12 protein-coding genes and 2 pseudogenes are annotated in these 12845 nt (G+C 68.1%); 6 read left to right on the plus strand and 8 right to left on the minus strand.

Translation table 11 applies throughout. The annotated features are described in order from the left end of the window. Positions 1-4: 4 nt before the first annotated feature. The 5 genes from FU658_RS12715 to FU658_RS12735 all read right to left on the minus strand — a co-directional run bounded on the left by FU658_RS12715 (position 5) and on the right by FU658_RS12735 (position 7260). Positions 5-1228, minus strand: a complete 1224-nt coding sequence (locus FU658_RS12715) for an NnrS family protein (RefSeq protein WP_147892425.1) — start codon at positions 1226-1228, stop codon at positions 5-7. A 154-nt stretch (positions 1229-1382) separates the two neighbouring features. Beyond that, positions 1383-3656: a nitric-oxide reductase large subunit gene (locus FU658_RS12720; RefSeq protein WP_147892426.1), complete on the minus strand. Its 2274-nt coding sequence runs from the start codon at positions 3654-3656 to the stop codon at positions 1383-1385. A gap of 111 nt (positions 3657-3767) precedes the next feature. Then, entirely contained in the window at positions 3768-4517 is a 750-nt protein-coding gene (locus FU658_RS12725; protein WP_147892427.1) for a helix-turn-helix domain-containing protein, read from the minus strand. 22 nt (positions 4518-4539) lie between these two features. Beyond that, positions 4540-5937, minus strand: a complete 1398-nt coding sequence (gene hemN, locus FU658_RS12730) for an oxygen-independent coproporphyrinogen III oxidase (protein ID WP_187266111.1) — start codon at positions 5935-5937, stop codon at positions 4540-4542. A gap of 66 nt (positions 5938-6003) precedes the next feature. Next, positions 6004-7260, minus strand: coding sequence for a sialidase family protein (locus FU658_RS12735; protein ID WP_147892429.1), 1257 nt, complete (start codon positions 7258-7260; stop codon positions 6004-6006). A 94-nt stretch (positions 7261-7354) separates the two neighbouring features. On the opposite strand from FU658_RS12735, the pseudogene FU658_RS12740 reads away from it, so the two are divergent. The 3 genes and pseudogenes from FU658_RS12740 (at position 7355) to FU658_RS12750 (ending at position 9078) form a co-directional block, all read left to right on the plus strand. Continuing rightward, positions 7355-8096, plus strand: a pseudogene (locus FU658_RS12740) (HAD family hydrolase). Next, complete coding sequence (locus tag FU658_RS12745; protein WP_147892430.1) at positions 8093-8557, plus strand: CoA-binding protein; 465 nt, start codon at positions 8093-8095, stop codon at positions 8555-8557. Before FU658_RS12740 ends, FU658_RS12745 begins: the two are co-directional and overlap by 4 nt. A 128-nt stretch (positions 8558-8685) precedes the next feature. Next, positions 8686-9078 (plus strand): hypothetical protein, encoded by a 393-nt coding sequence (locus FU658_RS12750; protein ID WP_147892431.1) that lies wholly within the window; start codon positions 8686-8688, stop codon positions 9076-9078. Between the two features lie 118 nt (positions 9079-9196). Here the strand turns inward: FU658_RS12750 and FU658_RS12755 are convergent, their stop codons facing one another. Then, positions 9197-10045, minus strand: a complete 849-nt coding sequence (locus tag FU658_RS12755) for a universal stress protein (protein WP_147892432.1) — start codon at positions 10043-10045, stop codon at positions 9197-9199. Positions 10046-10215: 170 nt separating this feature from the next. Between FU658_RS12755 and FU658_RS12760 the strand changes: the two genes are divergently transcribed. Together FU658_RS12760 and FU658_RS12765 are read left to right on the plus strand one after the other, a co-directional pair. Continuing rightward, positions 10216-10476, plus strand: coding sequence for a hypothetical protein (locus tag FU658_RS12760; RefSeq protein WP_147892433.1), 261 nt, complete (start codon positions 10216-10218; stop codon positions 10474-10476). Positions 10477-10551: 75 nt separating this feature from the next. Further along, complete coding sequence (locus FU658_RS12765; protein WP_147892434.1) at positions 10552-11544, plus strand: glutathione S-transferase family protein; 993 nt, start codon at positions 10552-10554, stop codon at positions 11542-11544. 59 nt (positions 11545-11603) lie between these two features. Here FU658_RS12765 and FU658_RS12770 read toward each other — a convergent pair whose 3' ends face one another. After that, on the minus strand, positions 11604-11999 hold the full coding sequence (locus tag FU658_RS12770) for a DUF2059 domain-containing protein (RefSeq protein WP_255505615.1): 396 nt from the start codon (positions 11997-11999) through the stop codon (positions 11604-11606). A 5-nt stretch (positions 12000-12004) separates the two neighbouring features. After that, positions 12005-12136: a hypothetical protein gene (locus FU658_RS15565; protein WP_255505610.1), complete on the minus strand. Its 132-nt coding sequence runs from the start codon at positions 12134-12136 to the stop codon at positions 12005-12007. A gap of 319 nt (positions 12137-12455) precedes the next feature. On the opposite strand from FU658_RS15565, the pseudogene FU658_RS16110 reads away from it, so the two are divergent. Then, positions 12456-12746 (plus strand): annotated as a pseudogene (locus FU658_RS16110) (Glu/Leu/Phe/Val dehydrogenase dimerization domain-containing protein); the annotation flags it as partial. Positions 12747-12845 lie beyond the last annotated feature (99 nt).

Consider the following 12845-nt stretch of genomic DNA (forward strand, 5'->3'; position numbering starts at 1 on the left):
GTGTTCAGCCCGGGCGCCCGTCGGCGCGCGGGGTCAGGTAGATCCAGGCCGAGCGCAGGGCCCAGGGAACAAAGGCCGCCAGCCACAGGCCGCCGGCCAGTGCCTGCCAGGCCCAGAAGTCCGGACGCAGCTCCGCGGCCACGCGGGTGAGCGCGGCCAGCTGCACGCCCCAGAACGCCACCCAGGCCACCACCGGCATGACCAGCAGGCGCCCGGAATGCCCCTGGGTGACGCGCGTGACCATCGCCACCAGCATCGATCCGAAGAAGCCGATGGCCAGTGCATGCATCGGTGCACGGCCGAGCGCGAACTCGCCGCTCCAGGCGAACCACAGGCTTTGCCCGACGAACAGCGCCATCGCCACGGGGAACCACGCCAAGGCGATGAACAGCACGCGCAACAGGCCCGGCATCGCACCGCGCGGCCACATCCTCCACACCATCAGGCTGCCCAGCGCCAGCAGCGGCAGGTCGGCCAGCCAAAGCCAGGCGTAGCCGTGCATCAGTTCCAGCACGACGTGCACCATGACCAGGAGCCACATCGTCGGCAACACCCACTGCGGTCGCCACATCACGTAGCCCGGCACCACGTTGCCGGCGAAGAACGGCAGCATCCGGTGCACGACGCTGAGGTAGACCGGAAGCAGGAACGCGAAGGGTGCGATCTTGAACGCTGCGAACACGAGCATGGCGTCGTCGGGACGGTGCAGCCACAGCGCGAAGAGCAGCAACGCGAACCAGCCGAAGGCCAGTGCGAAGAACACGCTGAGGCCATGCCACAGGCGGAGTCCGTCGCGCCACAACACGCTGCCCAGCGAACACAGGCCCGAGGCCCAGCCCACGACCGTGAACACCACGCCCAGGTGCAGCAGGTGCGGGAAACCCCAAAGCCCGGCCAGCACCAGCACCTGGCCACCAAGCAGCCCCAGCCCCACCGGGAGGTAGTGCCAACGGCCGAGCTCCGGTTGCCCCATCCAGCGCGGGAAGACGGTCAGCGCGAAGCCGAAGATGAACGGGGTGAACACCTGGAAGGTCATGATGAAGGCGTGCGCCCAGCCTGCCGGCACCGGTGGCGTGGGCAGGGCCACCAGCTGCCAGCGCAGCGACAGCATCCACCACGTCATCGCCGCCAGGACGTTGAAGGCGCCGGCAAGGAACAGCATGCGATGCGGCGCGGCGGCGAGTGCCGGTATGGAGGGCCAGGGCGGGGCGGTTGAAATGGTTTGCATCAGGGTGTCCTCGGCATGCAATCCAGTGTGCCGAGGCCGGGCCGCGGCGGCCTTGACGCAAGTCAGTCGCATCGAGGACTGCGCGGCGAGCGCCGGGTAACAAGAAGGGGCGGCCCGGAGGCCGCCCCTTGTGTCGCCTTGTTCCGGAGCCTGGTCAGGCCTGTTCGGTTGCGCCTCCCTCCACCGGCGCCTGGATGGACTTCGGTGCAATCCACAGCCGCATCACGAACCAGGCCAGGGTCACGGCGCCGACACTGAAGATCGTGTCGCCCGGTACCCGCATCCACACCAGCATCTGGATCAGCGGCGACTGCATCAGGTGCTCGGAGCGGGCGTACCAGTAGCCGTGCTCGATCGCGTTGACCAGCTGGATGATGCCCATCGGCAGCAGGGTCATGACCGCCATGCCCACCAGGCCGATGTTGAGCGCCCAGAACGCGGTGCTCAGAAGCTTCTCGTTCCACACCACGTGCGGCTTGATGCCGCGCAGGCAGAACAGCATCAGGCCGATGCCGAGGAAGCCGTAGACACCGAACAGCGCGGTGTGGCCGTGCAGCGGGGTCAGGTTGAGGCCCTGCATGTAGTACAGCGGCAGCGGCGGGTTGATCAGGAAGCCGAACAGGCCGGCACCGACGAGGTTCCAGAACGCCACCGCGACGAAGAACAGGATCGGCCACTTGTAGCGGGCCATCCACGGTGTCGCGCCGGCATGGCGCCAGGTGTGGTACGCCTCGGCACCGATGAAGGCCAGTGGCACCACTTCCAGTGCCGAGAAGCTGGCGCCGATCGCGATGACCGCCGTCGGCGTGCCGGTGAAGTACAGGTGGTGCAGCGTACCCAGCACGCCGCCGGCCATGAACACGATGGTGGCGAACAGCACCGCCACCGTGGCCGTCGACGCGCGCAGCAGGCCAAGCTTGGTGAACAGGAAGGCGATGACCGCGGTGGCGAACACCTCGAAGAAGCCCTCCACCCACAGGTGCACGACCCACCAGCGCCAGTACTCGACCATCGACAGGTGGGTGTGCTCGCCGTACATCAGGCCGGCACCGTAGAACAGGCCGATCGCGACGGTGGAGAGGAACAGCAACGCGGTGATCGACTTGTGCTCGCCACCCATCCTGATCGCCGGCACCAGCGTGCGGCCGACCAGGAACAGCCACAGGCCCAGGCCGATGAACAGGAACCACTGCCAGAAGCGGCCGATGTCGACGTATTCCCAGCCCTGGTGGCCGAACCAGAAGTTGTGCTCCAGGCCCATCTTCTGCATCACCGCGAACCACTGCCCGGTGAAGGCGCCGACCACGATGATGATCAGGCACACCCACAGCGCGTTGACACCCAGGCGCTGGAACTTCGGCTCGATGCCGGAGATCGCCGGGCCGATGTAGAGGCCCATGCCCAGCCACGCGGTCGCTATCCACAGGATCGCCAGCTGCGTGTGCCAGCTGCGTGTGAGCGAGTAGGGCAGGATCTCCGAGAGCGCGATGCCGTAGAAGTCGTGTCCCTCGACCTGGTAGTGCGCGGTCAGGGCGCCCAGCAGTATCTGCAGCAGGAACAGGGCCATGACCACCCAGAAGTACTTGGCGGTGGCGCGCATCGACGGGGTGACCTTGATCTGAGACAGCGGATCGATGGCCGGTAGCGTGTCCGGGGATTCCTCGCGCTGGGTGGCGTACCACCAGCCCAGCAGGCCGATGCCGGCGATCAGGAACAGCACGCTGAACACCGACCACAGCATCAGGTTCGCCGCCGGCGTGTTGCCCACCAGCGGGTCGTGCGGCCAGTTTGCCGTATAGCTGATGGCCTGGCCCGGTCGCTCGGTCACCGCCGACCACGCCGTCCACCACACGAAGGCGGTGAGCTGCCTTGCATGTTCGGGGTCGGCGATGGTGCCGTTCTTCATCGCGTAGGCTTTGCGCAGTTCCTCGAAGTCGGGATCGTCGGTGAACAGGCGCACGTAGTGGTCGGTGACCACCGCGATCGCTTCGGCCCGTTCGGGCGCGATCGTGATGACGCCGGCCGCTTCGTCGAAGGTGTTCTCGCGAATCACCGGCTTCAGGCGCGCCGCCTCGGCCGCCTGCAGGCCGACCTCGAGGTCGGCGTAGTCCACGCCGGCCACCGCGCGCGACCGGATGTCGAGCCAGGCGACGGCTTCCTTGTGCAGCCAATCGGCCGTCCAGTCCGGTGCCACGTAGCTGCCGTGGCCCCAGATCGAGCCCAGCTGGTGGCCACCGATCGACTGCCACACCTGGCGGCCGGTCTCGATGTCGGAACGGGTATAGACGACGTCGCCTTGGGTGGTGACGACGGCTTCCGGGATCGGTGGCATGACCCGGTGGATCTCGGTGCCGACCCAGAGCAGGACGGCGAAGGATGCGGCGAGCAGGATGCCCAGGCCGACCCATAGTTTCTTCGTGGCACTCACGACGTCATTCCTCGTTTGGATGGTCGCGAGAATGCTCCGCCTGCAGGGGCTGCAAGCGCCCTGATGCAGGTCAAGCCGGGATGACGTGGCAGGCCCCGGAGGGGCGCGGGCTCAGGCGCGCAGCACGCCGTGGGCGAGGTGCACCAATCGCTCGAGGTCGAGGATCTCGACGTCGCGGCGCTCGACCCGGACCAGGCCCTCGTCCTGGAAGCGTCGCAGCACGCGGCTGACGGTCTCCGAGGCCAGGCGCAGGTAGTTGGCGATATCGGTGCGTGCCATCGTCAGGGCAAATCGGCGCGGTGAGAAGCCGCGCTGCGCATAGCGCCGCGACAGTGTCACCAGGAACGCCGCCATGCGCTCGTCGGCGGTGTAGTCGCCCGCCAGCAGGTGCGCCTTGCCGATGTCCTGGCTGAGCAGCTTGAACAACTGGCCCTGCAGGCCGGGCATGCGCTGGGCCAGCGTGGCCATCATCGGGAACGAGAAGCGGCACAGCATGACCGTGTCGAGGGCCACTGCATTGCACGGGTAGTGCTCGGAGTGGATCGCGTTGAGCCCGATGACTTCCCCCGGGAGGAAGAAGCCCAGGACCTGTTCGCGGCCCTCGGCATCGCTGACGTAGGTCTTGACGGTGCCGGCCCGGACCGCGGCGATCGCATTGAACGGTTCGCCCTCGCGGAAGATGACGTCGCCGGCCCGGTAGGGTCCGGTGTGCTCGACCAGGCAGTGCAGCTCGCCCAGCGCCGACTTGTCGTAGCCCTGCGAGAGGCAGGCCGATGAAAACGCGCAGGTCGAGCAGAAACGCAACGTGTCGCCATCGTCGGCGATCGCAGCAGTGCGCGGTGTCGTTTCGTTGAGGGTCATCGAGAGGCGCCTTCGCTTCCGCTCAGATCGCCTTGGAGAACCTCGGCGCCTGCTCGGTGGCGGTTGAATGCAGGTAACGGTCGAAACACATCGCGATGATACGCATCAACAGTCGGCCGCGCGCGGTGGCGCGATACCCGTGAAGCGTGCGAACGACCAGGCCGTCGTCGATGAGCGGTTGCAGGCGCCCGATGTCCTCGGCGAAGACCTCGCGGAACACGACGTCATGGCGGTCCTCGATCTGCTCGATGTCGATCTCGCCCTGGCACATCAGCGACTGGATCACGTCGCCGCGCAGCACGTCGTCCGCGTTGAGCTGCATGCCGCGCCAGACCGGCAGCCGGCCGGCATCGATCGCGGCCTCCCAGCTGGGCAGGTCGCGCGGGTTCTGGCTGAAGCTGTCGCCGATGTGGCTGATCGAACTGACGCCAAGGCCGACGAGGTCGCTTTCGGCATGGGTGGTGTAGCCCATGAAGTTTCGGTGCAGGCCGCCCTGGCGTTGGGCGACGGCCAGGTCCTCGTCGGGCAGCGCGAAGTGGTCCATGCCGATGTAGACGTAGCCGGCGGCGGAGAGCTTCTCGATCGCCAGCTGCAGCAGCGCGAGCTTCAGTTCGGGGCTGGGCAGGTCGGAGTCGCGGATCTGGCGCTGGGGTTTGAACAGGCTGGGCAGGTGGGCGTAGCCGTAAACCGCGAGACGGTCCGGCCGCACCTCCAGCACGGTGTCGAGCGTCTTCCCGAAACCCTCCAGGTTCTGCTTGGGCAGGCCGTAGATCAGGTCGATGTTGACCGAGCGGAAGCCGTGGTCACGGCAGGCCTGCACGACCTCCAGCGTGTCCTCGACACTCTGGATGCGGTTGACGGCCTGCTGCACGACCAGGTCGAAGTCCTGCACGCCGAGGCTGGCCCGGTTGAATCCGAGTTCTGCCAGCTTGCCGATGCCGGCCGGGGAGATGAAGCGGGGATCGAGTTCGATCGAGAAGTCCCGCTTCGGGCTGGTGCTGAAGCTGAACTGGAAGCTCAGCGCCTGCATCACGTCGTGCAGCTGCCCGGGGCTCAGGAAATTCGGCGTGCCGCCACCGAAATGCAGCTGGATCACTTCGCGGTCGCGGTCGAACAGTGGGGCCACCAGCTCGATCTCGCGCAGCAGCCGCTCCACGTATATGCCGCCCTTCGCCAGGTCCCGGGTGATGACCCGGTTGCAACCGCAGTAGAAGCACGGGCTGAAGCAGTACGGCACGTGCAGGTAGAGCGACAGCGGGCGCGGGATCGGGTCCTCGTTGCTGCGGTGGGCCACTGCGCGGAACTCGGCCTCGCCGAACCCCGGCCCGAACTGCGGCGCGGTCGGGTAGGAGGTGTAGCGCGGGCCGGGCCGGTCGTAGCGTCGCAGCAGGTCGGCATCGAAGGGAGGAATCGCGTTCATGGCAGGCACTTTGCGACAATCCGCGCCAGCCAACCTTGATATGCGTCAAGCCCGGACCGGGCGCATTCACTGCGCCTGGATGCGCGCGCCGCTCAGCCGGGGACGGCCGTCGACCACGTCGGTCCACACCAGGTGGGCGATACCGTCCACGAGTTGCAGGCGGGGGAAGCCGGAGGCGCGGCCGCTGGCCGTGACCGGCGCCACGCGCACGGCCTGGATGTGGTCCGTCGCCAGACCGTACCCACCCCGTGCGACCCACACCGACTGCTGTCCGGAGGCCTCCTCCATCCACGCCCACCAGACGGCATCGGCGTCGGCGGCCACTGCCACCCGGCCCAGTTGGGTCGTACCGCGCCGCCACTCCAGTGGGGTGTGGAAGGTGCGCCCTGCGTCCTCGGAGCGGGCCAGGCGAACGACCGGCTCCCCCTGGTCCTCGCTGTACCACGCGACCCAGGCGTGGTCCCCGTGTGCCGCGATCGCGGGGCCGTTGACCGGGCAGCCGGGGATCCGCCAGCCGTCGGCATGGACGAGGCGCGGCTCTTCCCAGCCGGCGCCGGTCTCCCGCACCACTTCGATGTCCCGGATCTCCCCCTCGCGCCGCGACCGGTATGCCAGCAGCGTCACCTCGCCGCTGCGGGCGACCGCGGTCTGGCAGCAGTCGCAGGTCGAAGCGTCCAGCTCGCGGGACCGGGCCACCAACCCCTCAGCGGAGACCTCGGTCGCGAACAGCGCCATCGCCCCGTCGTCGTCGCCATGGCCGCCGTGGTGGTCGTGTCCGGCCTCTACGGATTTGTTGCGGCTGTCCAGCCACGCGATACCGAGCCGGTCGTCGGCGGCGGCCCACAGGCTGACGAAACCGAAGTCCAGCGGCCGGTCGGTGGGGTGGACGCTGGGCAAGGCGTCCCATGTGGCACCGTCGTCGGCGGAGCGCACCAGGGCGATGCCGTAGTCGTAGGGTCCATCGCCACTGCGCTGCAGCCAGTGGGCCCACAGGGAGCCGTCAGGAAGCGACACCAGGTGCGGCGTGTCGGCCCAGTTGACGAACCAGCGCTGCCCCTCGGCGATGCGCCGGACGTCGCCCCAGGCGCCCTGCGACAGCCGGGCCATTTCCAGCGCATGGCCCTGTTCGAGCCGCCGAATCCAGCCCAGCAGCAGCGCGCCGTCGGCCGCCTGCACGAGGTCCGGCTGGGCGCTGCCCTCGGGCGCGGGCAGCGACCACGCGTCCACGGTCAGGGCCGGGGCGGCCTCCGGAGGGGCTGATTGCGCGCATGCGCACAGCAGCGCGGCGGAGAGGACGGAGGAAAGCACGTTGCGTATCGTCATGTGCACTGCAGCTGCCTGGCTCGGTCCCCGAGGATAACGCGCCCGGGCGCGTGCCAGCCGGCGATGGCCGGGGAATGGCGGATACACTGGTGTGATGATTGAACTGATCGGATTCGACGGCGACGACACCCTCTGGCACAGCGAGGGTTATTACCGCGATGCCCAGGCGGCGTTCGAGGAGATCATTGGTGGCTACGTCGACCTGGCCGATGCCCGGCTGCACGAGCACATCCTGGCCACCGAGCGACGCAACCTGGCCCTGTTCGGCTACGGTGCCAAGGGCATGACGCTGTCGATGATCGAAACCGCGATCGCGGTGACCGGGGCGCGCATTTCCGCGGCCGACCTGCACCGCGTGGTCGAGCTCGGCAAGGCGGTGCTGCAGCACCCGGTGGCGCTGCTGCCGGGCATCCGCGACGCGGTCGCGGCGGTCGCGGCCGATCACGAGGTCGTGCTGATCACCAAGGGCGACCTGTTCCACCAGGAGAAGAAGGTCGCAAGCTCCGGCCTGGCCGACCTGTTCCAGCGCATCGAGATCGTCTCGGAAAAAAACCCCGGCACCTACGGGCGCGTGCTGGCCGAGTTCGACGTCGCCCGGGCGTTTCGCGATGGTGGGCAACTCGCTGCGCTCCGACGTCGAGCCCGTGCTGCGCCTGGGCGGGTGGGCGGTCCACGTGCCCTACCACGTCACCTGGGCACACGAGATGGACGCCGACATCGGCGAGGACGAACCACGGATGCTCAGTGTCGGCGCAGCGGAGGAAATTCCCGCGGCGGTAGCCCGGCTGGATGCATTGGCCAGGGAGAACGCGGGCGAACGGGGAGCCGTGGCATGAACAGCCCGGATTGGCGGCTGCGCCTGATCGAGGACGAGGCCGGCATCGGTGCGTTGCTGGCGCGTACCGCGCGCATCGCGGTGCTGGGCATCAAGCCCGAGTCACGCGCTGACCAGCCCGCGCACTACGTGCCCGCCTACGCCCAGAAGCGCGGATTCGATGTGATTCCGGTACCGGTGTACTACCCGGACGTCACCGAAATCCTCGGGCAAAAGGTGTTCCGGGAGGTGTCCGCCATCGGGGGCCGGGTCGATCTGGTCAACGTGTTCCGGCGCCCGGGGGACCTCGCCCCACACCTGGACGACCTGCTTGCCGCCAGGCCCGGCGCGGTGTGGCTGCAGTCGGGAATCCGCGAGGATGACTTCGCGCGGCAACTCGCGGGCGCCGGTATCGACGTCGTTCAGGATCGCTGCATCCTCGTGGAATTGCGGCGTCGGGCCCATCTGCGCCCGCGTTCGTAAAGCCGGCGTGAGGCTGGCGGCTGCGCCCCACCACGTGCAGCGAAGATCGTCTGTGATGTCCTTGATCCCGCACCGGGCCCCCCAGTTTTCCCGGTGGCACTTCATCCAAAGCCCAAGGAGGGACATTCATGAAGACGATTCACACCCTTGCCCTGACCACCCTGGCCGCCGCGATGGCCGCCGGTTCCGCCTTCGCGCAGCAGCCCACCTCGCCGCCGCCGACCAGCCCGCCGCAGACGCAGGAGATGCCGCCGCAGACCCAGCCGGCCCAACCCCGCGCCCGCACCGGGATGCAGGATCGCGACCACGACAAGCGCGACTACGACAAGAAGCCGAGTTATGAAGAGCTCAACGTCCGTGGAGACGGCCGGGTGACCCGGGCCGACCTGTCCGGTCATCCGCGCATGCTCGAGAAGTTCGACGACATCGATACCGATGGAGACGGCACGATCTCCCGCTCGGAGTACCAGGCGTGGAAGTCCCAGAAGAAGGACCGCGACGACCGTCGCTCCGACTACTGATCGACTGATCGACCCCCGCTCCGGCATGTCCGGAGCCCGGGATGACGAAGGGGCGGCCATTGGTCGCCCCTTCTTCGTTGCCGATGCAGTAGCCGATGCCGGCGCCAGCGCCAGGCGGCTAGCGGACCAGCAGCACCGGGATGAGGCAGGTCCGGATCATCGACGTGGTGGTTGCCCCGACCATGAACTCCCTGACCCGGCCATGGCCCCAGGCGCCCATCATCAGCAGGTCGATCTCGTTGCGGCGCACGTACTCCGCGATCACCTGGTCGGGATGGCCATCGACCTGCTCGATGACATGTTCGACCTCGCGGGCCTCCAGCAGGGTGGCCGCCCAGTTCAGGTGGGCGCGCAGCTCGGCGGTCTCGCCGCCGGCGCAGACCAGGTGGGTGCGCACGCCGGCCAGCAGCTTGCCGCCACTGGCGAGCTCGACGGCTTTCCTGGAACTCGCGCCGCCATCGAAGGCGATCACCGCCTGGCGGATCGGTCGGAAGGCGCGTGCGGCCACCAGCAAGGGCGTGGTCGTGGCCCGCACGACCCGCTCGAGGTTGCTGCCGAGGTGGAGCTTGGCGAAGTCCGCGTGCTCGCCACGCTTGCCGATGACGATCAACGCGCTGCGGTCCTCGAACTCCTCCACCGTCTCCACCAGGTGCCCGTGGCGCAGGCGACACTCCAGCGGCGCCACGCCCGCGGCCTCGGCCACGGCGCGTGCCTCCGCCAGCACGAGCCGTCCGTGCTCGTGGGCCACCTGGCTGCGGCGTGCGTCGATCGTGGCCAGCTCCCGAAGCAGGGAAGTGCGTGCATCAAGCACGTCGCCGGCCGGCTCGGCCACCGGGGCGGGCTCGGGGCGCTTGTCGATGACGTGCAGGAAGTCGATGCCCACGCCCAGCCGCTGGGCGGCCCAGATGGCATGGTCGCGAACGCTGGGGGTGTAGGTCGAACCGTCGATGCAGGCGAGAAGGGTCATGGCGCTCGATGTCGCGCGGCAGGAGGCGGCGCTGGGGGACTGCCGCGGAAGCGGCTGATTTCACCGGATATTAACACGATGACCTGGGTGCCGATCGCATGCGAGGGCCCTGTCAGGGTCTTAACGGGCGGACCCGTACCGTGGATGGGACATCGCAAGGGAGCAGTGAGATGAAAGCCATGAAAGGGATCCTGGCGCCCGCATGCGTCGGCCTGCTGCTGGCCAGCGGCTGCGCCGGCCACGACCGCAATGCGCTCTACCAGCCGATGGAGCCCAACTACGCCGACCCCGCCGACCCGATGCAGCGCCAGTTCGAGGATCCGCGCGACCTGGACGCGCGAGGCCGGCCCGAGGCCCCGATATTGCCCCTGCCGGAGCGCGAGGAGGATCCGCTGGAGGATCCCGATCCGGAGGACCTCGACGGTGGTTGAGCCGTCCCAGGGCCTGTCACGCCTCCGCGCGGCGGCGCAGGGGCTTGGAGTTTCCACGAGCAAAGGAAAAACGCGATGGGATTGCTGATCGACGGTGAATGGCACGACCGCTGGTACGACACGGACGGCAACGAAGGCCGCTTCAAGCGCTCCGAGAGCCAGTTCCGCCACTGGGTGACGGCCGACGGATCGCCGGGGCCCACCGGCGACGGGGGTTTCCGGGCCGAGCCCGGGCGCTACCACCTTTACGTGTCCCTGGCCTGCCCCTGGGCGCACCGGACCCTCATCTTCCGGCGGCTCAAGGGCCTGGAGGCCATGATCGACGTGTCGGTGGTCAATTGGCTGATGGGAAAGCAGGGTTGGACGTTCGAGGATGGACCCGGCGTCGTGCCCGACCCGGTCCATGGCGCGCAGCGCATGTACGAGGTCTACCTCGCCGCCGATCCGCAATACTCCGGCCGGGTAACGGTCCCGGTGTTGTGGGACAAGCAGCAGGGCACCATCGTCAGCAACGAGTCCGCGGACATCATCCGGATGTTCAATACCGCCTTCGACGACGTCGGTGCGGCGAAGGCCGACTTCTATCCCGAGGGCTTGCGCGAGGAGATCGACCGGGTCAACGAGCGCGTCTACGACGAGGTCAACAACGGGGTCTACAAGGCGGGCTTCGCCACCACGCAGAAAGCCTACGAATCAGCGGTCGCTCCGCTGTTCGACGCGTTGGACTGGCTTGAGGAACGATTGGCGACGCGCCGCTACCTGTGTGGGGATCGCCTGACCGAAGCGGACTGGCGGTTGTTCACCACGCTGGTGCGCTTCGACCCGGTGTACGTGGGCCACTTCAAGTGCAACCTGCGCCGCATCGCGGACTATCCGAACCTGTCGGGTTTCCTCCGCGAGCTCTACCAGATGCCCCGGGTCGCCGACACGGTCGACTTCCAGCACATCAAGGGGCACTACTACGAGAGCCACCACATGATCAATCCGACCGGCGTGGTGCCGCTTGGCCCGCTGATGGATCTTGATTCCGCGCACGGGCGCGAGCACCTCCCGGTGCAGCGGGCCTAGCGGGCAGGTGCAGGAGGATACGCGCGGGACAGGGCTTCCGGCCCGCGCGTATCCGGGGGTCAGTTGCCCGGGGGCTGCTGGCCTGCCGGCGTCTGGGCCGCAGTTTCCACCGCCGCCTCGATGGCTGCCTCGAAGCGCGGCATCGACTCGCTGACGCGTCGCTCGGCCACTTCGCCGGTGCGCTCCATCAGCCGCTCCTGCTTGTCCATGAACGAGCGGCCTTCCGCGCTTGTGTAGAACGCGAGGGCCGCATCGATCTCGGCGTCGGTGAACACCTCGGCGTGCACGCGCACGACATCGGGCTTCATCGCGTCCCAGGAGAGCGTGTTCTGGATGTCCTGGAACAGGGCTTCCATGGCCGGCCGGGCCGAAGCGGCCTGGCCCTCGTCGAGCCCACGCTGCTGCGCGGCCATCATGTAGCGCTGCGCGGCCGCCTGCATCAGCTGCTGCTGCATGCCGATCACGCTTTGCTCGATGCCGGTGGCATCATGAGCTGCTCGGCCTTCGCGGGATCCGCAGCGTGGGCCACGCCCATGCCGAAGCTGACGGCCAGGGCGAGGGCGATGGGGAGCGAGCTTTTGATCAGGCGCATGGGTAATCCTTGGGTATGGGTGTGCGCAGGCTAGACCCACGCGATGGCGACGGCAAATCCGACCGCCGCGCCTGTTCAGCTGGCCGCAAGCCCCGGGTTCCCTTTTCACATGAATCTTCCAGGCTGCCGTTCAGGGTTGGGCGAACGTCCGGACACAGGAGGTGACGCGATGAGCGATGCACGGGGGAGCAAGAACAAGCCCGACATCTTCGAGGGCGCATACGGGCGCCTGTGCCACGCGGCCCGGCGCATCGACGTCGACCCCGAGGTGCTCGCACACCTGCATTATCCCAAGGAAACGCTGGCGGTCAGCCTGCAGATGCGCCGCGACGATGGCCGGCTGGAGAGCTTCAAGGCGTGGCGTTGCCGCTACAACGATGCATTGGGGCCGACCAAGGGCGGCATCCGGTTCCATCCGGCCACTTCCCTGCGCGAGGTCATGACGCTCGCATTCTGGATGACCTGCAAGTGCGCGCTGGTCGATGTCCCCTTTGGTGGAGGCAAGGGCGCGGTTTGCGTCGATGCCCACGACCTCAGCCGGACCGAGCTCGAGCGCCTCTCGCGCGCCTATGTGCAGTCGTTCAACGGCTTCATGGGCGCGCGCCGGGACATCGCCGCGCCGGACATGTACACCAATGCCCGGGTGATGGCCTGGATGGCCGACGAGCATGCGCGCAGCCTGGGTCGCCGGAACCGGCCTTCATCACCG

The sequence above is a fragment of the Alkalisalibacterium limincola genome (assembly GCF_008017755.1).
GTDB lineage: Bacteria > Pseudomonadota > Gammaproteobacteria > Xanthomonadales > Xanthomonadaceae > Alkalisalibacterium > Alkalisalibacterium limincola.

Excerpts from the sequence above, each read along its gene's own strand:
- FU658_RS12760 (WP_147892433.1), top strand. The coding sequence starts at position 10,216 with ATGAAAGCCATGAAAGGGATCCTGGCGCCCGCATGCGTCGGCCTGCTG.
- FU658_RS12765 (WP_147892434.1), top strand. The coding sequence starts at position 10,552 with ATGGGATTGCTGATCGACGGTGAATGGCACGACCGCTGGTACGACACG.
- FU658_RS12725 (WP_147892427.1), bottom strand. The coding sequence starts at position 4,517 with ATGACCCTCAACGAAACGACACCGCGCACTGCTGCGATCGCCGACGAT.
- FU658_RS12755 (WP_147892432.1), bottom strand. The coding sequence starts at position 10,045 with ATGACCCTTCTCGCCTGCATCGACGGTTCGACCTACACCCCCAGCGTT.
- FU658_RS12735 (WP_147892429.1), bottom strand. The coding sequence starts at position 7,260 with ATGACGATACGCAACGTGCTTTCCTCCGTCCTCTCCGCCGCGCTGCTG.
- FU658_RS12770 (WP_255505615.1), bottom strand. The coding sequence starts at position 11,999 with ATGCAGCAGCAGCTGATGCAGGCGGCCGCGCAGCGCTACATGATGGCC.
- FU658_RS12745 (WP_147892430.1), top strand. The coding sequence starts at position 8,093 with ATGAACAGCCCGGATTGGCGGCTGCGCCTGATCGAGGACGAGGCCGGC.
- FU658_RS12750 (WP_147892431.1), top strand. The coding sequence starts at position 8,686 with ATGAAGACGATTCACACCCTTGCCCTGACCACCCTGGCCGCCGCGATG.
- FU658_RS15565 (WP_255505610.1), bottom strand. The coding sequence starts at position 12,136 with ATGCGCCTGATCAAAAGCTCGCTCCCCATCGCCCTCGCCCTGGCCGTC.
- FU658_RS12715 (WP_147892425.1), bottom strand. The coding sequence starts at position 1,228 with ATGCAAACCATTTCAACCGCCCCGCCCTGGCCCTCCATACCGGCACTC.
- hemN (WP_187266111.1), bottom strand. The coding sequence starts at position 5,937 with ATGAACGCGATTCCTCCCTTCGATGCCGACCTGCTGCGACGCTACGAC.